This window comes from Pseudoalteromonas sp. SG43-4, from assembly GCF_014164325.1.
Taxonomy (GTDB): domain Bacteria; phylum Pseudomonadota; class Gammaproteobacteria; order Enterobacterales; family Alteromonadaceae; genus Pseudoalteromonas; species Pseudoalteromonas distincta.
Genome location: NZ_JACJFB010000003.1, coordinates 208,125 through 231,572, shown reverse-complemented (window position 1 = coordinate 231,572; position 23,448 = coordinate 208,125). Strand labels below are relative to the sequence as shown.

Sequence of the window (23,448 nt, the reverse complement as noted above, 5' to 3'; positions counted from 1 at the left end):
AAAGCTTGCTCGCGCGAAAAGCGAAGCTTTTAAATTAAATAAAACAAATATCAGTTTTAATGTTCACTATAAAACTGATAGGTTATTATTACTGTTTTTATCAATGGTTACTTTTTCGTGGCAAATGAAGTTATACAAAAAATAATTGAGTATTTACATCAAAACACCGACATTGATGTAGTTTGGCTATATGGCTCCCATGCAAAAGGGACAGCTCAGCCTCATAGTGACATTGACTTAGCCATAGCATTTAAAAACTTTGATCTGGAATCGTTCGATAAACGCCTTAGGCCAAAAGAGCTTGAGCTTGAAATAAGTAATGCACTTAACCTTAATGAACAACTTATTTCGATTGTTGATATAAATATTATTCCAAGTTATTTAGCTTTCAACGTTATTGAATATGGAAAAATAATTATAAGCAATAATAGTGTTAGAGCGATGAAAGAGCAGCAGCGTATAAATAGCCAGTTCGAATTTGAAACCATAGCGAGTAAACATACTGATACCGGAATTACACTTTATTTAAGTGAAGTAACACGCCATGTTGACGAATATATGCAAGAACTCGACGAACTCAGTCAAATCGATTCACTTAATAGTAGAGACTACCGAGCTGCAGAGCGATTACTACAGTTAATGACCGAGGTGTGTATTGGTTTATCAAAGCATTGGCTAAAGCAGCACAAAAGTAGTACCAGTAGCAACGCCTATCAAACATTTAGCGAACTTACTAATTTGGGCTTTTTGAGCGAGGCAGAACTACTGTCATGGCGTAAAATTATAGGCTTACGAAATGCTCTTGTTCACGATTACTTAAATATTGACCAAAGTATCGTTAAAACAATCATTAAAAAGCAACACTACACAACTATGCACGCATTTAGTATTAAAGCGATTACAGAGCTAAACAAAGATTCATAGATAAAACCTCACCTACAATAATTAAACCACTGCACTGAACAAAACCGTAGGTGCGATTTTACATCGCGCTTTGTCCTCTAGTAACTCTGGTTCATAACTCCCAATCAACGCTACAAAGCTCACCCAAACACCTGTAGGCGCTCAGCTTGCTCACGCGAAAAGCGAAGCTTTTAAATTGTAGGCGCGATTTTACATCGCGCTTTGCCCTCTAGTAACTAGATCATTACCCCAATCAACTCTACAAAGCTCACCTAAACACCTATTCGCCTCACATGGTGAGGCGAATAACAATTTATTTGCCTCATGCAATGAGGCGAATATCAGAGTTAATTGCCTCATTACTTTTAAGCGTTAAACAGAACAATAATTCACTTTTCAATGGTAAAAACAATCCATTTTTAAGCGAGGTATAAAACCTCACCTACATTAATGTAAACACCACTCTTAACAAAAGCGTAGGTGCGATTTCATATCGTGCTTTGGCTTTTAAATAAGGCCAAGCTCAACACCTGTAGGCGCGAAGCTTGCTCGCGCGAAAAGCGTAGCTTTTAAATTGTAAGCCGGAATTTATCTCTCGCTTTTAATTTTAATTTGCAAATATCGCGTTGATGCTGACAACCAAAATATGAATTTATCACTCAAAATACGTGTATTTATTTTCTAATATTTAAATAAATGCATATTTGGTAGTTGTATTATTTGCTCACTCAGCTTATTTGCAGCTTTATTAATTATTTTTATGCACAAATCAATGTGTGCTAATTCAGCAGTAGACAAGTTATTTTTAACAGCAGAAACTTTAGCAGTATCAATTGCGGCTAATACAGAGTCAACGGTTTGACTCATAAGTAGTTGCATCCGTGGTAGTGAAATAGCAAATTCATCAGCAAAATCAGCTAACATGTAAGCTGTAATCTCATTAGTAAAATTGCCTGCACTTTGCGAATTATACTCACCCACTGACATAGCATAACACCTTGATATTTTGGGCTGTAAATAGCCCATATCACGGTCAATGCTTCCCTGCTCAATAATAGCCTCTATATTTACCAAGTCGTAAAACGGCGTAAGCTCTAAACCATTTTTGCCAACAAAAAAACTAATGTTTTTGCCATGAGCATCGTAATTACGTACTAAAATATTAAATGTCATCCAACGAATAAGCTGAGCCTCATACGCTTGTACATTCGTTGTTTTAACATTAAATAGTTTTGCAAAAGAAACGCCATCTCTAATATAAATACCATCCCCATCATCACCATGCTGACGCTCATATTTATAAGAAGGAGGTAAATTAGTGGCTTGGCAACCATCAATAATATGACGACGTAATACACGGCTTTGATCTTGTGTAACGCGCCTATCAAAACGATCTATTACAAATACTCTTACATCTGCGTAAGTACGCAACTCAACATGGGGAACATTGAGCCCCGACTCTTTTGCCAAAAGCATGGTAAAAAGTTCATTTACTGCAATGAAAGGCGCGGTACCTGTTTCAAATTTAAAAATTTTATTAGAACATAGCTCCCCTTCACCAAATCCTAATTTACTATCGATTTCGAGTAGGTTTAGTTTGTCTTGAACGCCAGCAACAGAGAGCCGAGTTCGGCCATCCCAATGAGTAATTGGTTCTCCAACTTGTACAAAGCGTTTAAGTTTTTGGCTTAGCTCGTCACTAGGGTCTGCTGTTCTTTCAAGGTTAAATTTGCAGCAGCCTGTTTGGTATTTAGGCAAGGCAGAGCCTATGCAGTGTGGTTATTCCCCATAAATGGGCGATAACGTAGCATTAATGCCAAACAGGCGCTGCCCAAAGGGTTCTTCCTAGGAGCTATTTACTCTTTGTTGCTCGGTTTTTACTTAGCCCACTAGGTTGCAAAGCTCGCGTCGCGATTAAATAGCTCCTAGTTTGGACAAATTTTAATCCGCAAAGATCAACAGACCCTAGTTACTTCACGAAAAGATGTTTGCTTTAAAGTACTGTTACTTGCTCTAAACGACAAAGCGCCTGACGTTTCCTCGCCAATTACTTTAATCAAACCAAACGTATTATTTTTAGAGATAGTAGTACTACTTATAATCTCATCAAGACCTTTGCCCTCGGGTAATAAGTTTTGTAAATAATTACGCACATCACGTGAGTCAAAATCACCATTGAGCGGTAAGTGTGGTGAAATAGCAAAACCCTTATTAATCCACTCAGGCTCATAGGTAAATGCAATTTCATTTTCAGAGCCTATATCAAGGGCTATCGCACCTATCTTCTGCGTATGCCCAATAAATACATCTAAGCTATTTTTTTTAATACCACTGCTCATCGCTCACCTCATCCTTATTATTGTTATTGTGGTGCGACTCGTCATCACTGACAAGGCTAAACGACAGCCCCAAGTATTCCATCACTTTGAGTACATTAAAAAACTGCACATTCACATCACCTTTTTCTATTTTTATCAGCGTAGGCTTTGAAATATTAAGTGCTTGCGATACATCAACCAGCGTAAGCTTCATGCCTGTTCGCTTTGAAGTAATCGCTTTAGCGAGTCGCACCGACGAAAACGGCTTTGATAGATCAGGCATTTCAGTGCGCTTAACAACTCTTCCAAGTGTTTTTTTTGCTGGTAATTCACTCATTAAAGGTCAACTATAGTTTACTTATACAATTTATTTTAGGGTAGCCCACCCAAAAGTCAAATATAACTTACTTTTAAGTTTGAACGTATATTTACCTCCTATAAGTAAACTTTACTTTATTTATAGAGAGTAAAATAAAACCACAACCCCATAAGTAAAACATAAGTTACTTATGGGAAGTTAATGACATTTTGAGCTTAATAGCCAAGCTAAACACCTGTAGGCGCTCAGCTTGCTCGCGCGAAAAGCGTAGCTTTTAAATTTTTACCTTATTTAAAATATATGCGCTTTTAAAGGCTTTTTTAACCTCTGAGAATATTCACGATTAAGATTAGGAAATTGCTTATACATCATCGTTTTTAATTGCTTTTCAGATAGCTTATTACAGAGGGATTCTTGCTCAGCAAGCATTATATTCTTAAGTAACGATCGCCCTGCTTGAGTATCCATTAAAAAGTAAATTGCAGCCCAACTGCTTGCGTACAGCTTACTGGTATCACCTCCTTTCCACGAGTCATCTAAACCCACTAACGAATCAATTAAAAATACACTTTTAGTAATATTGTTATTTTTCGTCCATGAACTATTCGGCTCAACAATAGCTGTTTGCATATTATTTTTTGTAAGTTCAAAGTACTCCGCAAACCCTTCATTTAACCATCTTGGTGTGTAACCTAACACAGTTTTATTAATGGCGTGCACTGCCTCATGTACGGCAGTTCGCATTGCACTGTGTGCATCATCATAATGAATAAAAGCAGAATTACTCGCGTGAAAATACATACCCGCAGTGTTTGTCGGGTCAGCACTGCGTTGCCTAATTGCGGCCTCATAAGCGCGGCGTGTAGGCAATACCGTTAAATTCAGCTTTACCTTTTTAAGTGCATGCACGCCAATAATCTGTCCATATACTTTAAATACAGTATTGAGTTTTATGCGTAACTCTTGGTTAAATGACGAAGGTAAATTAGGCGTATTTAAAGAGAGGTCAAAGTAATCTAACGGTTCAATAAAACCTGTATCGTAAGTTGCTACCGCAAAATCCGGTTTTTTATCACTAAAATGCGGAACGCCGTCACTGTCTGTCCACGTAAATATATCGCCATTGCGTTTATATTTAACCTTACCCAACGACACATCCACGCAGCGCGTATTGTTAGCTTGCGATAAGTGATTATCGGCAGGTACTGATACACTTTGTAAAGTAGCCGTGCTTACATTTTTGAGCTGTTTAGTTGCTAACGGTTCAGTAGTTACCTGCGACGATAAACTATTATAAATTCGTTTAACCTCGCCTATAGGATCATGATAATTAAATACCCGCTCAGTAAAATGATTAGCAATGAGCGCCGATGCAATTAGCAGCACAAAAAATACAAACACCACACGTAATTTTGTTTTGAACATATTTATGGGCGCCCTTGCCACTGTGCTTCAAACAACTCTTTTTGCTTACCCCGATACTCGCTACACCATACAAAATCGACCGACTTCATCCCTTTTTTACGGCAACGTTTAGGCAATTTATAAAATTTTGACCAAGCATCAAGCTTAGCAGCATCTTTATAGCTATCGCTGTGCAAAGACATGTTTGATACTTTTTGATTGAGTAACCAATTGCTATTAGGCGAACGAGTTGTGGTAGAAGAAGTAGCCTGATAAGCGCTACCACTCTTTTTAGGCTTACTGCAGTGGTTAGCAAGTAAGGTAAATAGCGCTTTATCGCGCGCAGTTAAACGCTCACCTTCTTTATTACTGTAGCCACTTCTAAATTGAGAGCGAATAGTTTCGCGCTGCTTTTTAATGCTATCGCATTGGGCTTGTGTGTAAGCCTCACCAGCTTGAGGAAAAGTTGTAAATACGCTAATAAATACCAGTAAAATCCATTTAATCATTATTCATTCCCTGAATTAAAACTTTAAAATAGTGTACCTATAAATGTGAAAAAACACATCAACATTACTAATCCAAAAAGCAAAATTAAAGCTATGGGTGGGAGTTCACCTTGTGTCTTGGTTTTTAAAAAGCACCCGCGAGGTATAAAACCTCACCTACAATAATTAAACCACCACACTCAACAAAAGCGTAGGTGCGATTTTACATCGCGCTTTGGCTTTTAAATTAGGCCAAGCTAAACACCTGTAGGCGCTCAGCTTGCTCGCGCGAAAAGCGAAGCTTTTAAATTGCCTTACTATCGTTTAAGGCTCGCTGCACCACTTGATAGCAAATAGCACGCTGCTGCTCTTGATTTAAGCTAACTTGTCGCATTGAAAGGATCGTTTTAACTATTTGTTTATGAGAAATGATTGGAAAGATTGGTCTCTGCTTTAGTTCCACAAACCAACCAGGAAAGCATAAAACAGGTAAAACCGGAGTATTAAAACCCGTTGCCTCTTGCAGCCATTTATTCACCCAATTAGCTTGATTTTGAGCTTGCTCTAATGGCTTGCTTTCAAACCAAGAAGGAAATGCTAAATGATTATTTTCAAATTTAACTTTGTAATTTGTATCGTCTTTTATTCGTTTATGTCTGCCTTTGGTTTCAATAGCAAATATCCCATTTGGCCCAACAACTAAATGGTCAATATTAAAACCATCTGCTTGTATATCATGAAATACCTGGTAACCGTGTGACTGTAATTCTATAAGTTCTGAAGCAACTGCCAATTCTGCATCACGTCCTAGTTTTAGCTTTATTAAGTCGTTAGATTTAACCCAAAGCTTTCGTGCCACATACGTTAGCCCCAATGCAATCACGATAATTAAAAAGTAATTGAGCTTGCCGCTGGCAAACATTTCAGCAATTCCTTTCAAAGCAAAAGGCATGGTGACTATCAAAGCAGACAAAAAGACTAAGCCTATTACATCTAAAACTTTATCATTAACTTGTTCATTAAGTGTCTGCGCTGCAACACGTTTAAGCTTTTTACGATCTACAGGTAGTTTTGCATTCTTCTGATGAAGCCATATTTTGATAAACAAAACACCTAATAGTGAATAAACACTACCAATAACAAATAAAAGGCTTAAACCTTGGTTTAATAAATCATCCATGATGAGTTCCTATAATCACAATGTTTACTTTATACATTAAAAACAGGTACATGTCGCATTATTCAAACTCACGCTACAAAGCTCACCCAAACACCTGTAGGCGCTCAGCTTGCTCGCGCGAAAAGCGTAGCTTTTAAAATAATTTACAAATATCGCATTGGCGATGGCAACCAAAGAAAGACAAGCGCCGGTCTCTCTTTGGAATCACACGGCGCCCCTCAATTTCACTTATCCTTAAACATAAAATTAATATGAACGTAAACGCGATGAAAGCACATCCATGTGCAAGCATCGCTTTTCTCACATCCATGTGAGGTAATTACTCATTAATTATGTGTTCTAAGGCGAAGTTGAAGGGGATGGTTTCTTAGCACCATCCTTTAATTGTTCTATCGGCTAATACTTAACTCACACGTTTGTACTTAATTACTAGTAACTTAGTCGATTAATACTTGTAGCTGTACCGCATTTTAGTAAACTAACCACTCGCAAACAGGGAGTGGTTTTAATGCAGCAAATTGGTATTTACGAGCAGTTAATTACGCAAGTAATTAAGCAAAACTTAAATCGTGATCAATTTTATGTGGGCGAACGCCAGCTTGAAACGGCCGAAGCCGCAACATGGCTTTCACGCTTTTTAAGTAAACTTGTAACGCATGCAATCGATGCCATTCCTAACTCGAACGAGCGCCTACAAGAACAAATTAGCCTAGCTAATAGCCTTGTACTTTGGCTTAAAGATCATATTCGTGATGACGAGCTAATTAACGAAAACCTTATCGACAGCCAAGGCCGAATACTTACCGCACTGTTTAATACCCAAAACCCGATTGCGGCCAATCTTAAAGATTACTCAAGCGATATATTCCCACTCACAGGCCTCACGCAAAGCGAGTTATTTAGCGGTGCTAATGCAGGTATATCGCTCGAAACCGAGCTAAAGCGCGAGATTAAATCGTCCGACACTATTTACTGGCTTGTCTCATTTATAAAATGGACGGGGCTGCGCATTTTTAAAAATGAGCTTGAAGCGTTTACTAAAAGCGGCAATAAACTCAAAGTTATTACCACCTCATATATGGGCGCGACCGATGCTAAAGCCGTTGAGTTTTTAGCAAACCTACCAAATACCGAAGTAAAGCTAAGTTATAACAATCAGCAAGAGCGCTTACACGCAAAGTCATACTTGTTTATGCGCAATACGGGTTTTCACACAGGCTACATTGGATCGTCTAACTTATCGCATTCGGCGCTTACCAGCGGCCTTGAGTGGAACTTAAAAATTACCGCACAAGAAATCCCGCACATAATAGCTAAAACCAAAAGCACGTTTGAAACCTACTGGGAATCACAAGACTTCGAGCTATTTACAGGCGCTGTTGAGTGTAAAGAAAAGCTCATCAATTCACTTAACGAGCAGCGCGGTGTTGGGCAATCAAGCAGCCAGTTTTATTTTGATATAGCACCAAAAACGCATCAGCTCGCTATTTTAGAAAAGCTAAGTGCTGAGCGCAGCGTACATAATCGTTTTAAAAACTTAGTAGTTGCTGCAACCGGCACGGGTAAAACCATAATATCAGCGTTCGACTTTAAAACCGTTTACGATAAAAACCCAAACGCACACTTTTTGTTTGTAGCCCACCGTGAAGAAATACTAAAACAAGCGCAAAGCGCTTACCGTGGAGTCCTTAAAAATAACGACTTTGGTGAGCTGTGGGTAGGTAATTACAAACCACAGCGCTACAATCAATTATTTGCATCAATCCAAACGCTTAACAGCCAAATTGAATCACTCAACTTAATCAATGATTACTACGACTACATAGTGATAGACGAAGTACATCACGTAAGCGCTGCAAGTTACCGCGCTATATTAAACCACTTTACGCCCGCAATATTACTTGGCTTAACCGCTACACCAGAACGACAAGATGGCGCAAATATACTCGATGACTTTTGCGGCGTAATAGCTGCCGAAATTCGCTTGCCAGAGGCTATAAATCAACGCCATTTATGCCCATTTCAATACTTTGGATTGGATGACGACACCGACCTAAGCCAAATAAAATGGCGAGGTGGCCGTTACGATATAAGCGAGCTAAGTAACCTTTATACAGGGGAGAACAGCCGCGCTAACAAAATTATATCGAGCCTTGCTGATATCGTAACCAATGTTCACACAATAAAAGCACTCGCGTTTTGTGTAGGCCAAAAACACGCAGAATTTATGGCTAAAAAGTTTAACTTAGCAGGCATAAGTGCTGATGTACTGACCAGCAAAAATACCAATGAGCGTGCGGCTAAACAGCAAGCACTGCGCCAAGGCGAAATACAAATACTTTGCGTGGTTGATATTTTTAACGAAGGTGTCGATATACCAGAGGTCGATACCCTGTTATTTTTACGCCCAACCGAAAGCCTAACGCTGTTTTTACAGCAACTCGGCCGAGGTTTACGCCTACCCGATAACAGCCAAAAGCAATGCTGTACCGTGCTCGACTTTGTAGGCAACGCTCGCCCTGAATACGACTTTGCTAGCAAGTTCCGCGCGCTTATTGGTAAAAGTAATAAGCCAATAAAAACCGAGATTGAAAACAACTTCCCGCATTTACCGCTGGGTTGTCGTATAGAGCTACAAAAACGCACGCAACAAACAATTTTAAAAAATATTCAGCAAGCTATAAACTCTAAACGCCGTTTACAGCAACTTATAAATAGCTATTCGCAACACACTAATGACGCGCTAACGCTAAGTAACTTTTTACGTATAAACCCGCAAGTTACGCTTGAAGATATATACAAACCAAAAGATAAAAAACTCGGCGGCTGGCACTGGCTTAAAGGCGATGAAATACCCGCAAATCAAGCCGATATTTACGCCGCGTATTACCGCGCTATAAACACCCAATTACTCGGCTGCGATTCAATCAGTTACTTATGCTTTTTACGTGATTTATGTAATAACGACTTTAGCTTTATGCCAACACCACAAAACCAACAGTACGCGCTTATGGCGCATTACAACTTTTGGGATAGCACTGGTAAAAACTTGGGTTTTAAAACGCTCGAACAAAGCTTACAAGCCCTCAAACACAAAGAGCTACAACAAGAACTTGCCCAAGTAATTACGCTATTAATAAACAGGATTCACCAGCAAGAAAGCGATTTAGCGTGCCTACCAAACCACGCAATAAAATTACACAGCCGCTACACTCGCCAGCAAATACTAGCAGCTTTTGGCGCGCACTCGTTTGATAAAAAATCGACCGCCCGCGAAGGTGTTTTAGAATTTAAAAATCAAAACCTAGAGCTGTTATTTGTAACACTTAATAAGTGTGAAAAAACCTACTCCCCCACAACGCTGTATCACGACTACGCAATCAGCCCCTCCCTGTTCCACTGGCAAACGCAAAACAGCGCCCGCCCAGAACACGGCCGCGGCCTTAGTTATATTCAGCACCAGCAAACAGACAAAACCATCCTGTTATTTGTGCGCGAACAAGGTAAAGACGAAAACGGCAGAACCATGGGGTTTGTAAACTACGGCGAGGTTAAATACCAAAGCCACAACGGCAGTCAACCGATGAATATAACGTGGAAGTTAACAAGCCCCATGCCAAGTGAAATGTGGCATGAGGCTGGGAAGTTAGCGGTTGGTTGATAATTTATATTAAAGGATTGTAAATGAGTGATTTTTTTCAAAACACCAAAATTATTGCAGCTCTAATTACAGCTGCAACAGCCTTAATAATTACATCTACAGGTGCATTCGCTTTCTTTTACCGCTCTCGAAGAGATGATAAAAGAAATGCAAAAAAAGTATTATTCCTATTACTAGAAGTTCGTCATGCTATTAAGTTAAAAACTTTACCTATTGATGAAGTTGCTAAAGAGTACTGCGATTATGCAGCCAAAAAACTTAGTTCATTTACCCCTGAAGAATCAAGTATCTCTATAGATAATTTTGATCTTCGATCTATAGAAAAGCAACTTTCAGAGCAACTAGCATCTATAGAAGAAAGCCTTACTGACAGCGTAATACCTGCACTCAATGATAAATTAACTGACTTAGCCGAAGATAATCCAATCCTAGCTTTTAAAATCCGAGGGAGAGACAATTTTTTAAAACTATTTGAAACTTCAAAGACTCAAATAACGAACCTTGCCATACCAAATACGGGGTTACCAACTGATATTGAAAAAGCTTTATTTGAGCGTATAGCAAAAATAATGTTGAGCCGTGTAGCAAAAGAAAGTAATCAGCATATAGATGATGCTATTTATGAAATAGCTAGATATTGTGGGCGAAGTCAGTTAAAAAAATGGCAAAAGTTAAAGAAGGAAACTGCTTCAGAACACGGGTTTGACTTTACACAATTAGACGAACTATTTGAGAGTTGTCGTTTAGCTATCATTGAATTAGAAAAAGAAGTCTTAGAAATATAAACCTCATCACTCATTACAAGCAATATTTATAGCTCAACAAAGATCAAATCTATGCTAAAATCTAAGATGTGATTGTAAGTATGAGTTTATAGATGAGTCGTTCTGAAAGGTTACTTGAGAGTGATATTAAAGCACTAATATTGAACCGTTTAAAAGCTAAAAAAGCAATTAATTCAAAAACATTGTTGATGAATGAATTAACAATAGGAAACTTTGCTCGACGAGTAGATCTTGCAATTTTGCATGAGGGTAAACTAATCGCTTTTGAAATTAAAAGTGAAGCAGACTCTCTAACAAGGCTTAATGGTCAATTGAGTACTTATCAAAAATATTTTGATAAGGTAATTGTCGTTGCTGACACCAAATTTATTAAAAAATTGAAAATTCTAGTGCCGGATAATATAGGGCTATGGGAAGTAAAAAAACCAATAATAAAAGTAATCAAAAGGGGAAAGTTAAATAAAAAAATTGAGAACTCAAAGCTTTTAGATTTCATGGATGTAGTCGATATGAAAAAATTAGCTTCCCAAGTTAAGATCGACTCAAACAACTCCCGTAGCTCTCTTGAAAATGCACTATTGCCAATCCCTAACAGCACTTTAAGAAAAGGGGTATTATCTACGATTGACCGTAAATTCTCGCTAATATCCAGTAACTTTTTAACAATGGTTGGTAATGATTGTATCTCTAATAATCACATTCGCTATTTGAGTCGTTACCACAGGGATAGAGCTGTACAAAAAGAAGAAGCTAATAGAGCTAAAAGCTTTTGGCTTGATTTCGACTCTCATATACAGCTTCTTAAAGATGACATTAAGTCAATGAACTCTTTGACTTAACACTTAATTAATCAACCCAATCGTCATCTGTATCATCTACATACACAACTTCATCATAATGGAGTTGTGTATGTAGGTGTTTATTGATTCGAACAGCCGTTGCTTTCATTGCGTTATTAATGCCGTAGTCATCTCCTTTACTTGTTAGTTCTATTATGTAATTAGCCCACAGCCCTAAATCACTCTCCCAATATGGCTCAAGCATTATCTTTTGTGCAATTAAAGTGTAAAGTTCTTTCTTTTCTTCTTTTTTGAGTTCACTAGGCAAGCTTGCATTATTATCGCTAAACTCCATACGAATAAAATTCCACTCATCTTTACACGAATAATCGATCCTAGGTGGTGGGACTCCCGCGCCACCACTCATTTTCGTAGCTCTTGTACTTCCACGATCAGAATATATTAAGTCTGGAAAGTCTATTTTTAGCTTATTGTATAATGCTCGTTCGTAAATAGTATTTACGCTTCGATAATAACCACCAAAACCATCAGGAAAAGACGTTGATGAGACGCTTAATAATGCATTTGGTAAAGCTTGTTGTATAACTCTTAAATAATTAGCTATATCTTCTTTTGCATCAACTTGCGCTTTTGTGATCTGTTCTAAGTCCAAGACAATAAATAAGTCTTGAATATTTACAAGCTCCGGTAAAATATTTTGAGTTACTTTTGATTCTATATCGAAAGGCTTAATTATAACGACCACCCCTCTTTGCAGAGAAGCTAATGTATTTAATTGATAAGCAAACCCACTTAAATCTTTCAGTTGAACAGAAGGTATGCAGTTTTCATGCTCTTTTATGAAGTCACACCAATTTCTATAACCATTGCTTGAATCAATAAGCTCTTCAAGTTCAAAATGTACCTGCCTGTATTTAGCCTTATCTCTCTTGGCTAAATCTGAATAATCAATATCAGCGATCCAGTAGTTATTTTTTCCAATCGTCGACTCTATTTTTTCAATGGTCTTACTCAACTCTTTAGTTGTCGCCCAAGACTTTAGTGGGAATATCGGCAGAATTAAATCTTTATCTTTGTTTGGAAGCTCTTTCAACGCGTTAAGCTCTGATGGACTGATAGATAAAATTGGGGAATACTTATATTTGAAATTTGTAAACATATTAAAACCCTTTTTTACCTAGTCGTATTTCCATTGCAGGTATTGATAGTTCAGCAAGATTAGCCAAATATTCTGTTTTAACTTCCAATCTTGTATTAGATGGAAATTCAATGCTTTCAATTAAAGAAAATGGCATCACAATATCAGCTGCGAGTCTATTCGCCTCAACTTCTAATTTATCCGATAAAGCAGACCTAAACAAAATAGTATCCTCTATTCCATCCTTCAATTTATCTCGATGAAGTAAAAAATGTGCAATTTCATGAGCTAAAGTAAAGCGTTGACGACCTAAAGAATCATGTCGGTTGATCTTAATTAACACTGCACCATCTTCTTCTTTTATTTGCCCCGAAATCCCTGGTTTTAAAGTTGATCTTTTAACGACTATATTAAAAGCCTTAGCAATTGCACCTACTTTAACCGGGAAATCACGTTGAAAACTAAGAATAATATTAACTTGTTCATCGGTTAACCTGTACCATTCTTGACAAACTTTCATATTAGGTATCCTCAGAGTAATCAGGAAAGTCTTCTGTTGACAAAATACCTCTATATACAGCTCTCTCAACAGCAGAATTTATAACATTATTAAAATCACCATTTTCAATCGCCAAAGTTAAAGCCGCCTCTGATTGCATGATTGAATCTTTTACCGAAGCATCTACAGATGCAGTCTTTATATTTCTATAACCCCAAAATGCCAGTAATGCTATACCGACACCCAAAACAGTGACTATAACGGCTACACAAGCAAGTAAAAAACTACCCCAACTATTTTGTGAAACATTCAGCTGAATATCCTGCTTATTTTGAGATATGTTTTTCCTATTATTGACTAAATCGATTGCTAGGCCGCTAGTGTGATTTGCAATTTCAGTATTATTGGCTTGAATTGCATTAATAGATTGATGTAAATTTTTAAGTTGAGTTTCTAAGCTCTTGTAATGCTTTTCAAGTTGTTCATACTTTGTCTTTATATCAATTTCGTTTTTATTGATTTTAACTTCAGTATCCTGCTGTGCACAACACACTGAAGAAAATAATAGAAAACCAATTACATATCTAGTTTTAAATATTTTCATTTTTCACCTTAATGTCTTCGAATCTAAAATATCTATATTTTGCTATGAGTACCAATCTACCAAAACACTCCAATTCCCCGTGATCACACCTGAAACTTAGTTAATGATGAGTAATTTACAGCATGGATGCTGTACAAAGCGTAGCTTGGCCATGGATGGCCTATCTACGCTGATTATGTTCACATCATTAACGTAAGTTGAAGACACAGTGTGATCCTCGGGTGCGCCGTGGGATTCCAAAGGGCGGTCGGCGGCAGCAGCCCTTTGGTTGCCATCGCCAACGCGATATAACCTCGAATAGAGGATTTAAAATCCCTAAATTCATACGCCAATTTATGAGCGCGATATAAAATCGCACCTATACATTAATTACACCGAAGTTTAAAAGCTTCGCTTTTCGCGCGAGCAAGCTCTGCGCCTACAAGTTAAAGCGCGATGTAAAATCGCGACTACAACTACTCTGCAACCACTTGTTTAAAACGTGCGAACGTTCGCATGCTTTCATCTGCAATCATTACCTCATAATCTAGGTTTTGAGCAATTAGCTCATATTGCCCATTGGGTAATTTATTAACTTTACGCAGTAAATACTGCCCTTCCCCGCCTATATCATCTCGTTCTATCGCGACTATTTGGCCGCGTAGCGATCCTGCTTTATCGGATGTTATTAGCTCAAGTAATAGTAAGTCGCCATCGTAAATTGGGTTTTTACCGCCGTTCATAGAGTTACCCGATGCACGAGCTAAAAAATGTACGTTTGGATCAAGCTTACCCGCGCCATATGGCGCTTCTAAATATTCAACATCGCTGCTATCGCCTGTTTTAAAGTGTCCGCAAGCTATTTTAATATTGGGGAAGTAACGCAATTTCAATGCGTTAATGATAGTTTTAAAATCAGCCTTCGGCTCAGTCGCCAAGTTTGTTTGCTCTGATTTATTTACAACTTTTGAAAATTTAAGAACCTCAGCTTTCGGTTTTGCTTCTTCAAAACTGTTTTTGCCAAGCCATAATTTAGCACTGCTTGATTCAGCTACTTGATATGCCCAATTACTGACTGCCAGTGACTTATCTGAATCACAATAAAAGTAAGGTTGGAGTTTATTGGCGATTTCGGCTTTATGCGTATCGAGGTTTTGTTCTAGCCATCGGTCGCGGTGAGAGAATGCTGCAAGGTGGTCTCGCTTATTGTTATTACAATCAGCATGCGCAGCAACAAAGTTATGTGCTAAGTCGTTGGGGTAGCGCTTAAAAGGAATAAAATGATCGATCTCTGGTGTTTTTTTAGTTTCTTTTTCGTTTTTTAGATTCATTGGCTTTTGGCAATAAAAGCAAAGCCCTTTTTGAATATCAATAAGCAGCGGCGCAACTACTTTTAAAGCAGTTCTATTAGTACCAAACAAAAATTCTTGTAGCTGGCTTTGCGATCCCAATAACGTTTGATTCGCTTTTATTGTTTGTACTTTTTCTACCCATTCAGTAACACTAAGATGCACAACCAAATCGTAAAAACGCCTAAAGCACTGAGCAATACCTACATTTAAAACAATTCGCTTTGGCTCTCTACCTTTACCTAAAAGTGTATGAGGATATAAAAAGCACTCTTCTTTTCCCGAAAGTAACTGCAAGCGCCAAAGAGGCCCATCAATAAATGTACGCCGTAATGAGCTTATTACTTTGCTGTAATGCTGATGATTTTTGAATGCGTTATAACTTTTAATACCTGCATTTTGCAGCTTAAATATCTCGGTAATGAACTTTGCTTGGCCTAAGCTATTTTGCTTAAGTAACATTTCTTCGGCATTGGTTATTATATCTGTTGTGCCCAATGCATATGGCACTGAATGATTCCAATACAGTTGAATAAACTTATCAACCAAAGTGTCGATTTCAATTTCCATTGGAGCTTCGGGATTACTATTTTTATGCTCTACACACACATCAGCAATTGCATGTAACAATGCATATTTATAAGTAGCTGTGAATTCACCTTCAACTAACATTCGCTGAATATATGCAATAAAGTCGAGCTGTTGCTGCATTGCTCCAATCATAAAACGTGCACTACTTTTATAAGCGCATTTAGCCATACTTCGCTTTCGCGCTCTGGCCGCCTGTCAACGCTTTGCCATTGTTTAATAGCTTTTAACTGCGTATGGCTAAGTAAATGCGTTAAAGCAGTTTCGTTTAAATCGGTAAATTCACGACCATTGTGCACACGCTCTGTATCGCCATATTTAAACGATACATACAAAACACCATTGGGTTTAAGCGCATTTTGTAGGTTTAAAAACACCTGCGGTAACTCAGCCTTTGGAACGTGCAATAAACTAGCGCAGCACCAAATACCATCGTATTTATTTATACATTTAAGCCCTTGGAATGTTTTAACCGCCACAGGTTGCTGTAAGTAACTGCTTGCCAACTCTGCCAGCTCTGGGCTTGCATCAAATGCACTCACGGTAAAACCCTGCGCTTTAAAAAATGCGGCATCGCGCGCACTGCCACAACCGGCATCTAAAATACTACCGTGTTGTGCAACGTGAGGTAAAAACTCAGCATAAAGCGACGACATATCAACGTTAAGTGTTGAGTCGCTAAAAGCTTTGGCATTTTGGTTGTAATAAGTAAGTGTGGTGTTTGACACGAGACTCACCGCTCCTTGGCTAATCGTTTAACAGCTAAGACACTGTTAATACTACATTCATTATTTGTTTAATCTACAGGAACAAGCGCATTAAATATAGGCTTAATAAGTAGAAATTTTTAAATTAATACGCCGTTGTTATTAAGCACTGATGCTGAGTGACACACGCTGTATAAAATATAAAATACAACCACCTTTCTATAAACACCTGCATACCAGGCATTCTCATAATTACGGATGGTTTTTACATATTCACACAAACCCGTGCCGCTAAAATACAAAAGCTAGTTTATACTGTTGTAATAATGAGCAAAATAATAACTATGAGGCGTAATGAATAAATTAATTACTGTATTTTTATGTTTGCTGTTTACGGCTCCATTTAATGTATTTGCTTGTGAGAGAACCTTTAGCGTGGCATCGCACGATGCTTTTTGGCCGCCTTATGTAATGGGCATTAACGGTAAGCTGCAAGGCTTGGAGGTTGATGCGCTTAACATTATATTTGCTGACTCCCCTTTTTGTTTTGAAGTTAAGTTACTGCCAAATTCTAAGCGGGCTTTTATTGAGCTTAAATACGGCCGTATTGATTTGGAGTGGGCTGCAAGTTATACAGATGAACGCGCTAAATATGTGCACTTTAGTGATAACTACCGAACTGAGGTTATGCGCTTATACGAAAACAAAAATAATCAGCATAGCGTTAAAAACCTCGAAGACATTTTTAAACAAGGCTTTATTGTTGGCGCTAACTTTGGAAGCTACTACGGCGAGGAGTTTGAGCAATATAAAACTAAATATAAAAAGCAGATTGAATACACCAGTGCAACCAGTAAACGCTTTGAAATGCTTAATAAACAACGTATTGATTTTGCTATTGAAGACGAGTTAGTGGGTGCTTATTTTGGCAAAAAAGGCTCAAATATCAAATTAGTAACCAATATTGAGCATGTAAATAAAGACGATATTTATTTAATGTTTAGCAAACAAACGGTGTCGGTTACTGAGCTTGCAACAATTAATGAGCACATAAATAAAAACAAAACAGCACTAAAAGCGCTGTTTGAATAGTAGGAGCGTAATGAAAACTTTATTTTTAGCGTTTACAACGCTGCTATTTACTCAGTTTAACGCCCTTGCGTGCACTAAAACATTGGTAATGGGCACTAACGAAACTAATTGGCCGCCTTATCTTGTAAAACAAGGTGATACATTTTTAGGCACAGAAGTGGATGCTGTTAGGGCTATTTTTAAAGATTCAAAATTTTGTATTAAATGGACTTATTTTCCGAGTTTTTCGCGTGTTCAAGCTGAGCTTAAAAATGGTCGAGTAGATATAACCTACGCGGCAAGTTATACAGAGCAACGCGCTCAACATGCGCACTTTAGTTTGCCTTACCGCGAAGAAGTTATGCATCTTTATAAACATAAAGACTCGCCTGATGTAACCAGCTTAGCTGATCTTTTTAGTCAAGATTTTACAGCAGGTATTAACCGAGGAAGCTTTTTTGGTGATGAGCTTGAACAACTCAAAACCAAATATTCAAAACAGGTCGTGCTTACTGCTCAAGCAAATAATCGATTTAGCATGTTAGATAAAAAACGAATCGACTATGTTATTGAAGACTCCGTGGTTGCGCAGTACTTTGTGAAAAAACACTCCTCAATTTCGCAGGTAAAAACTATTACACCGATTAACGTTAACAATGTGCATTTTATGCTAAGCAAGGAGTCGCTAACACTTGATGACGTGACGACTGTTAATCAGTTAATTACCAAAAACGAGGCGGCGATAAAGTCAATTTACCAACCTATGCATTAAAACATAGCTAATAACTTAGCTATTTGGCGCCCCCTCTTTAATATTGCTTGGCATTAGTAATTATTTACATTGTGGCTGTAAGTACATTCAACACTACATACGTTAAAAATAGTGACCTAAAACCGAGAATTGCCGTTATTTTCGCTTGGTTATAAATTAGCTACCTTTTATCTTTCATTCGTTGTGGCTGATCTGTATAATTCGCCAGCTAATTTACCCTATTGTCTGGTTCTTGTTTGTGGCGTTTTGCTGCAGCGTACTCCTGTCAGTACTAATCTAGGATTACCTTTTTTGATCTCCACCGCAAATATTACGATGCAGTTTGGCGCAGAGCCGTTGTTTGAAAACATTTCAGCTAAATTTGGTAACGGTAACCGTTACGGTTTAATTGGCGCTAACGGCTGCGGCAAGTCGACTTTCATGAAAATTTTAAGCGGTGCGCTTGTTCCAAGTGCGGGTAATGTATCTATTACTCCAGGGTTAAAAGTAGGTAACCTAAGCCAAGACCAGTTTGCTTTTGAGCAATACAGCGTTGTAGACGCGGTAATTATGGGCGACGTGGAGCTTTGGAAAGTAAAGCAAGAACGCGAACGTATTTACTCGTTACCAGAAATGAGCGAAGAAGACGGTATGAAAGTTGCCGATCTTGAAAGTGTATTTGCTGAAATGGACGGTTACACGGCAGAAAGCCGCGCTGAAGAGATTTTGCTTGAAGCGGGTATCGATAAAGAATTTCATTACGGTTTAATGGCAAACGTTGCCCCAGGTTGGAAACTACGTGTGCTTTTAGCACAGGCGTTATTTGCAAACCCTGACATTTTGCTACTTGATGAGCCTACCAATAACTTGGATATTCATACAATTACGTGGCTTGCTAACGAGCTTAACAAACGTAAATGTACGATGATTATTATTTCGCATGACCGTCACTTTTTAAACTCGGTATGTACGCACATGGCCGATATTGATTACGGTGAGCTGCGTATTTACCCTGGTAACTATGAGAAATTTTTAGAAGCTGCGGGCTTACAACGCGAGCAACTTTTAGCTGAAAATGCTAAAAAGAGCGCTGAAATTGACGAGCTACAAGACTTTGTTAACCGTTTTGGTGCTAACGCTTCAAAAGCTAAGCAAGCAAGTTCGCGCGCTAAAAAAATGGATAAAATTAAGCTTGATGAAGTTAAATCTTCAAGCCGTATGAGCCCATCGCTTTCGTTTGACGAAGGTAAAAAAATGTATCGTCAGGCGCTTGAAGTTAATAAGCTTGGCCATGGTTTTGATGGCGAAACGTTATTTAGCGGCGGCGACTTTTTACTTGAAGCTGGCGCTAAGCTTGCTGTAATTGGCGAAAATGGTGTGGGTAAAACTACATTTTTACGCTGTTTAGTAGACGAGCTTAAAAGTAATGAAGGCGAAATTAAATGGTCTGAAAATGCGAGCTTTGGTTATTGCCCGCAAGACAGCACTAAAGATTTTGATAACGATTTGACGTTGTTTGATTGGATGTCGCAATGGCGTACAGCTAAGCACAACGATTTAATGGTTCGTGGCATGTTAGGCCGTTTGTTGTTTACAGCAGACGATTCAAACAAAAAAGCGCGTAACTGTTCTGGTGGTGAAAAAAACCGCCTGTTATTTGGTAAGTTAATGATGCAAGACGTTAACGTGCTTGTTATGGACGAACCAACTAACCACATGGATATGGAAGCCATTGAAGCGCTTAATAATGCGTTAAAAGATTTCCAAGGTACGCTTATTTTTGTAAGCCATGACCGTGAGTTTGTTTCGTCATTAGCTACACGTATCATTGATATTAAAGATAAAAAAGTAATCGACTTCCAAGGTACGTTTGACGAATACCTAGCAAGTTGTGAAGAGAAAAAAGCGTAAACTCTTTTTTTATTGCTTATAAAAACGGTGCTAAATTTAGCGCCGTTTTTTTATGTTTGGAATTTGAGTTTAACTATAAAATTAATTAATAAAGGCTTAAATAAATAATTCACTAAGAGGTTAAGAGGCGCTACGCTTTTAGAGTCAGTGATAAAATACTCGTTTCTGGCTTGGCTCTCCTCATTTACTCCTCTTTGGCTTCTCCTAGTGCAATAGTTTTTCAAGTAAATAGTTCACTAAAGGTGATATAAGACGCAGCGCTTTTAAAGTAGGTGATAAAATACTCGTTTTCTGGCTTAGCTCTTCTCATTTGCTCCTCTTTGGCTTCTCCTAGTGCAATAGTTTTTCAAGTAAATAGTTCACTAATGGTGATATAAGACGCAGCGCTTTTAAAGTAAGTGATAAAATAAAAAACACTGTTTTTTGACTTAATTTTTCTTAGTTACTGCAGCTTCGCTTTCCCTTATGCAATTAATGACTCTTATCGCAGAGCTGATTATTCACATTATTTTATTGGTAAATTCTGCACACATCACTGCTTTAAATCTAGTCATATTCTCCTGTAAGTCTTTGTCACTTAATGCTAATGTTGATGGAGTGAATTATTTAAAACTTTAATAGCTAAACCAAGAGGTAACTATGTCTAATTGGGTTGAAGCAACAGTAAAAAATGTCACGTGGTGGAGCGAAACACTCTTTAGCTTAACCGTTAATGCAAACGTAGAGCCGTTTAAAGCTGGCCAATTTACAAAGCTTTCAATAATGGATGGCGACAAACGTATTGCTCGGGCTTATTCATATGTGAATGCCCCTGAAAACCCCGATCTCGAGTTTTATCTTATTAACGTAATTGACGGTTTGCTCTCTCCTCGTTTAGCTACCTTACAACCTGGCGACACAGTATTAATAGAACAACACGCAACCGGCTTTTTTACCCTTGATGAAATACCACAAAGTGATCAGCTTTGGATGTTAGGGACTGGCACTGCCATAGGGCCTTTTTTATCGATATTACAACAGCCCGATGTATGGAAAAAATACAAAAATATAAATTTAGTGCATGGCGTACGTTTTAATAACGACTTAAGCTATCAGGCACTTATTAACGAGCTATCAAGAGTGTACCCAGCACAACTTAACTATATTCCGGTTGTAAGTAGAGAGGAGCCATTACAAGGCTTAAGTGGGCGAATTACTAACGCAATTGAGAGCAACCGCTTGTTTGAATATGTAAAGTTAGACCCAAAGCCCAGTAACGCACAATTTATGATTTGCGGAAATCCACAAATGGTAAAAGACACAACCGCGCTACTTCTCGATAAAAACTTTACGCGTAACCGCCGTAAAAACCCCGGCAATATCACGGTAGAGCAGTACTGGTAGGCTTCAGTAGTGGTATTAACTACCCGATAACGTTAAAATTTGCTATGTTGCACCCTTATACTAATTTTATCAAAAATATGATCATTCTATTGCATTAAATAACTCACTAACTGCGTTAAAGGTTATTCATATAGAACAACTATATGTCACAATTTTCGCGTTGTTATTGCGCTATTTTTTAACGCTATAATAGATCGCCTATTTAATGTAATTGGTATTACACGTATTTAGTGTTCATTTTAGGAAAGTTATGAAACCGTTATCTATTATTTTAGCCTCATTAGTCACTACCGTTGCGCTAATTACTTATGCCGCAGAGCAAAGCGAGCCTGAGCAAAAAGAGCCGCAAGTTGAAGCTCAAACAAGCGTTGAAAAGCCAAAAGTTGAAATTGAGCAATCAGTAACTCAAACCAACACTGACGACAAAGTAAATACGCTTGAATACAAAGCGCCAGAGCTTAAAAAGCCAACAATTGATGCGACTAAACCAGACGATTCAAAAGTATTAGGTAACGAGCAAATTAAACCTGCTGAAAAGCCTAAAAATAAAATAGAAAAAGCAGTGGCTGTAGCCGAAGCTGAAAAAGCAGTAACGCAAGCAAAAGAAGCACTTACAGTTAAGCAGCAAACTAAAGCTAAACAATCGCGCGAATCACTTGCTGTGGTAGAGCAGCTAGTTAAAGCATATAACGCACGTAACATTGAAGAGTTTCTTCGTGTATATGCCGAAGATGTTGAGTTTTATATTTTCCCTAATGAGCTATTATTTAAAGGTAAAGAAAAACTAATAGAACGTTATGGGCTAATGTTTAAAAAGTTAAAGTGTATTCACTCATCACCAATTAAGCGCATAGTGCACGGTGATATTGTGATTGATCACGAACTTTCAGAAACTTGTTCAACTGACGAAAACGTAGTTGATAAACGCTCAGAACTTATTTCGAGCTACCAAATTAAAGATGGGAAAATAGTACGCGTACTGTTTTTTAGATAAAGGCTATTAATGCAAATAAATGACGACAAAAAAATCCGCTTAATGTATCGCATTGAGCCCGGTTGCCTTGGACCTAAGGGTGCTGAGCATGTTGAAGATTTTTGTCGTTTTGCAAACAAGCATATTAAATCCCCCTTTTATGGCCAATTTGTATTTTTACCACGTTACGATAAAACCATAGACGAGCGACAATACAGCGTTAACAGCCGTAATTTATCACTTGCTCAGGCTCGGGCTTACTTAAAGCACTTTGATATTAATATTGAAGAATTTGAAGAACAACTCGACGAGCTCCTCACAAAAGCGATTGATTTATACTTTAAGCGATAGCGTTTAATTGCTGTTGCTTAGGTATTGCCTCCCCTCAAACGTACATTTTTATTTATTTTAATTATTATTAAAAATATAAGTAATTTCTTTCACAAAGATAAGGTAATCAGTAATAACTGAGAAAAACCAGATCAGCCAATATGTATCACTACTCTAAAAGCGCAGTGCCTCTTAACCTCTTTGTGAATAATTAGCTCTTTAAAAGCTTTTATTTGCACAATGAGAAGTAAAAGAGGAGTAAATGAGAGCCAAAAACAAAAACAGTATTGTTATGTTTTATCACTAC

Annotated in this window: 21 protein-coding genes and 1 pseudogene; 11 read left to right on the top strand and 11 right to left on the bottom strand. The window is 37.9% G+C overall.

Features of this window, described 5'->3' with window-relative positions; translation table 11 throughout:
• Positions 1 to 117: 117 nt before the first annotated feature.
• Positions 118 to 459 (top strand): annotated as a pseudogene (gene mntA, locus H5160_RS20370) (type VII toxin-antitoxin system MntA family adenylyltransferase antitoxin); the annotation flags it as partial.
• Positions 442 to 924, top strand: coding sequence for a type VII toxin-antitoxin system HepT family RNase toxin (locus H5160_RS04850; protein ID WP_182736998.1), 483 nt, complete (start codon positions 442 to 444; stop codon positions 922 to 924). The pseudogene mntA and the gene H5160_RS04850, both read left to right, overlap by 18 nt.
• Before the next feature lie 660 nt (positions 925 to 1,584).
• Here the strand turns inward: H5160_RS04850 and H5160_RS04845 are convergent.
• From H5160_RS04845 to H5160_RS04820, 6 genes are all read right to left on the bottom strand, one after another.
• The gene (locus tag H5160_RS04845; RefSeq protein WP_259416671.1) at positions 1,585 to 2,661 is read right to left on the bottom strand and encodes a HipA domain-containing protein; all 1,077 of its coding nucleotides are present in this window, start codon (positions 2,659 to 2,661) and stop codon (positions 1,585 to 1,587) included.
• A gap of 197 nt (positions 2,662 to 2,858) precedes the next feature.
• Positions 2,859 to 3,242, bottom strand: coding sequence for a HipA N-terminal domain-containing protein (locus H5160_RS04840; protein WP_259396065.1), 384 nt, complete (start codon positions 3,240 to 3,242; stop codon positions 2,859 to 2,861).
• A complete protein-coding gene (locus tag H5160_RS04835) occupies positions 3,226 to 3,558 on the bottom strand; it encodes a helix-turn-helix domain-containing protein (protein ID WP_029751611.1) in 333 nt (110 codons plus the stop codon). The genes H5160_RS04840 and H5160_RS04835 overlap by 17 nt, the downstream gene beginning before the upstream one ends.
• A 273-nt stretch (positions 3,559 to 3,831) precedes the next feature.
• Positions 3,832 to 4,965 (bottom strand): DUF1570 domain-containing protein, encoded by a 1,134-nt coding sequence (locus H5160_RS04830; protein ID WP_182736943.1) that lies wholly within the window; start codon positions 4,963 to 4,965, stop codon positions 3,832 to 3,834.
• 2 nt (positions 4,966 to 4,967) lie between these two features.
• Entirely contained in the window at positions 4,968 to 5,453 is a 486-nt protein-coding gene (locus tag H5160_RS04825) for a hypothetical protein (protein WP_182736942.1), read from the bottom strand.
• Between the two features lie 283 nt (positions 5,454 to 5,736).
• Positions 5,737 to 6,612 carry a nuclease-related domain-containing protein gene (locus tag H5160_RS04820; protein WP_182736940.1) on the bottom strand — a complete coding sequence of 292 codons (876 nt, stop codon included), beginning with the start codon at positions 6,610 to 6,612 and terminating at the stop codon, positions 5,737 to 5,739.
• Positions 6,613 to 7,120: 508 nt separating this feature from the next.
• Between H5160_RS04820 and H5160_RS04815 the strand changes: the two genes are divergently transcribed.
• The 3 genes from H5160_RS04815 to H5160_RS04805 all read left to right on the top strand — a co-directional run bounded on the left by H5160_RS04815 (position 7,121) and on the right by H5160_RS04805 (position 11,897).
• Positions 7,121 to 10,273, top strand: coding sequence for a DUF3427 domain-containing protein (locus H5160_RS04815; RefSeq protein WP_182736938.1), 3,153 nt, complete (start codon positions 7,121 to 7,123; stop codon positions 10,271 to 10,273).
• Between the two features lie 23 nt (positions 10,274 to 10,296).
• Entirely contained in the window at positions 10,297 to 11,058 is a 762-nt protein-coding gene (locus H5160_RS04810) for a hypothetical protein (protein ID WP_182736936.1), read from the top strand.
• 92 nt (positions 11,059 to 11,150) lie between these two features.
• On the top strand, positions 11,151 to 11,897 hold the full coding sequence (locus H5160_RS04805) for a sce7726 family protein (protein ID WP_182736934.1): 747 nt from the start codon (positions 11,151 to 11,153) through the stop codon (positions 11,895 to 11,897).
• Positions 11,898 to 11,904: 7 nt separating this feature from the next.
• On the opposite strand, the gene H5160_RS04800 is transcribed toward H5160_RS04805, so the two are convergent.
• The 5 genes from H5160_RS04800 to H5160_RS04780 all read right to left on the bottom strand — a co-directional run bounded on the left by H5160_RS04800 (position 11,905) and on the right by H5160_RS04780 (position 16,743).
• On the bottom strand, positions 11,905 to 13,017 hold the full coding sequence (locus H5160_RS04800; RefSeq protein WP_008136848.1) for a beta family protein: 1,113 nt from the start codon (positions 13,015 to 13,017) through the stop codon (positions 11,905 to 11,907).
• A gap of 1 nt (position 13,018) precedes the next feature.
• Complete coding sequence (locus H5160_RS04795) at positions 13,019 to 13,516, bottom strand: ImmA/IrrE family metallo-endopeptidase (protein ID WP_008136847.1); 498 nt, start codon at positions 13,514 to 13,516, stop codon at positions 13,019 to 13,021.
• Between the two features lies 1 nt (position 13,517).
• The gene (locus H5160_RS04790; RefSeq protein ID WP_182736932.1) at positions 13,518 to 14,099 is read right to left on the bottom strand and encodes a hypothetical protein; all 582 of its coding nucleotides are present in this window, start codon (positions 14,097 to 14,099) and stop codon (positions 13,518 to 13,520) included.
• Between the two features lie 455 nt (positions 14,100 to 14,554).
• Positions 14,555 to 16,150 carry a S24 family peptidase gene (locus H5160_RS04785; RefSeq protein WP_182736997.1) on the bottom strand — a complete coding sequence of 532 codons (1,596 nt, stop codon included), beginning with the start codon at positions 16,148 to 16,150 and terminating at the stop codon, positions 14,555 to 14,557.
• Positions 16,147 to 16,743 (bottom strand): bifunctional 2-polyprenyl-6-hydroxyphenol methylase/3-demethylubiquinol 3-O-methyltransferase UbiG, encoded by a 597-nt coding sequence (locus tag H5160_RS04780; protein ID WP_182736930.1) that lies wholly within the window; start codon positions 16,741 to 16,743, stop codon positions 16,147 to 16,149. Before H5160_RS04780 ends, H5160_RS04785 begins: the two co-directional genes overlap by 4 nt.
• A 333-nt stretch (positions 16,744 to 17,076) precedes the next feature.
• On the opposite strand from H5160_RS04780, the gene H5160_RS04775 reads away from it, so the two are divergent.
• From H5160_RS04775 to H5160_RS04750, 6 genes are all read left to right on the top strand, one after another.
• Positions 17,077 to 17,814 carry an ABC transporter substrate-binding protein gene (locus H5160_RS04775; protein ID WP_182736928.1) on the top strand — a complete coding sequence of 246 codons (738 nt, stop codon included), beginning with the start codon at positions 17,077 to 17,079 and terminating at the stop codon, positions 17,812 to 17,814.
• Between the two features lie 10 nt (positions 17,815 to 17,824).
• The gene (locus H5160_RS04770) at positions 17,825 to 18,565 is read left to right on the top strand and encodes an ABC transporter substrate-binding protein (protein ID WP_182736926.1); all 741 of its coding nucleotides are present in this window, start codon (positions 17,825 to 17,827) and stop codon (positions 18,563 to 18,565) included.
• A 291-nt stretch (positions 18,566 to 18,856) separates the two neighbouring features.
• Positions 18,857 to 20,455 (top strand): ABC-F family ATPase, encoded by a 1,599-nt coding sequence (locus tag H5160_RS04765; RefSeq protein ID WP_076914907.1) that lies wholly within the window; start codon positions 18,857 to 18,859, stop codon positions 20,453 to 20,455.
• 639 nt (positions 20,456 to 21,094) lie between these two features.
• A complete protein-coding gene (locus H5160_RS04760; RefSeq protein WP_182736924.1) occupies positions 21,095 to 21,838 on the top strand; it encodes a ferredoxin--NADP reductase in 744 nt (247 codons plus the stop codon).
• Between the two features lie 250 nt (positions 21,839 to 22,088).
• The gene (locus tag H5160_RS04755; protein WP_182711936.1) at positions 22,089 to 22,832 is read left to right on the top strand and encodes a nuclear transport factor 2 family protein; all 744 of its coding nucleotides are present in this window, start codon (positions 22,089 to 22,091) and stop codon (positions 22,830 to 22,832) included.
• Positions 22,833 to 22,841: 9 nt separating this feature from the next.
• Positions 22,842 to 23,162, top strand: coding sequence for a hypothetical protein (locus H5160_RS04750; RefSeq protein WP_076924937.1), 321 nt, complete (start codon positions 22,842 to 22,844; stop codon positions 23,160 to 23,162).
• Positions 23,163 to 23,448 lie beyond the last annotated feature (286 nt).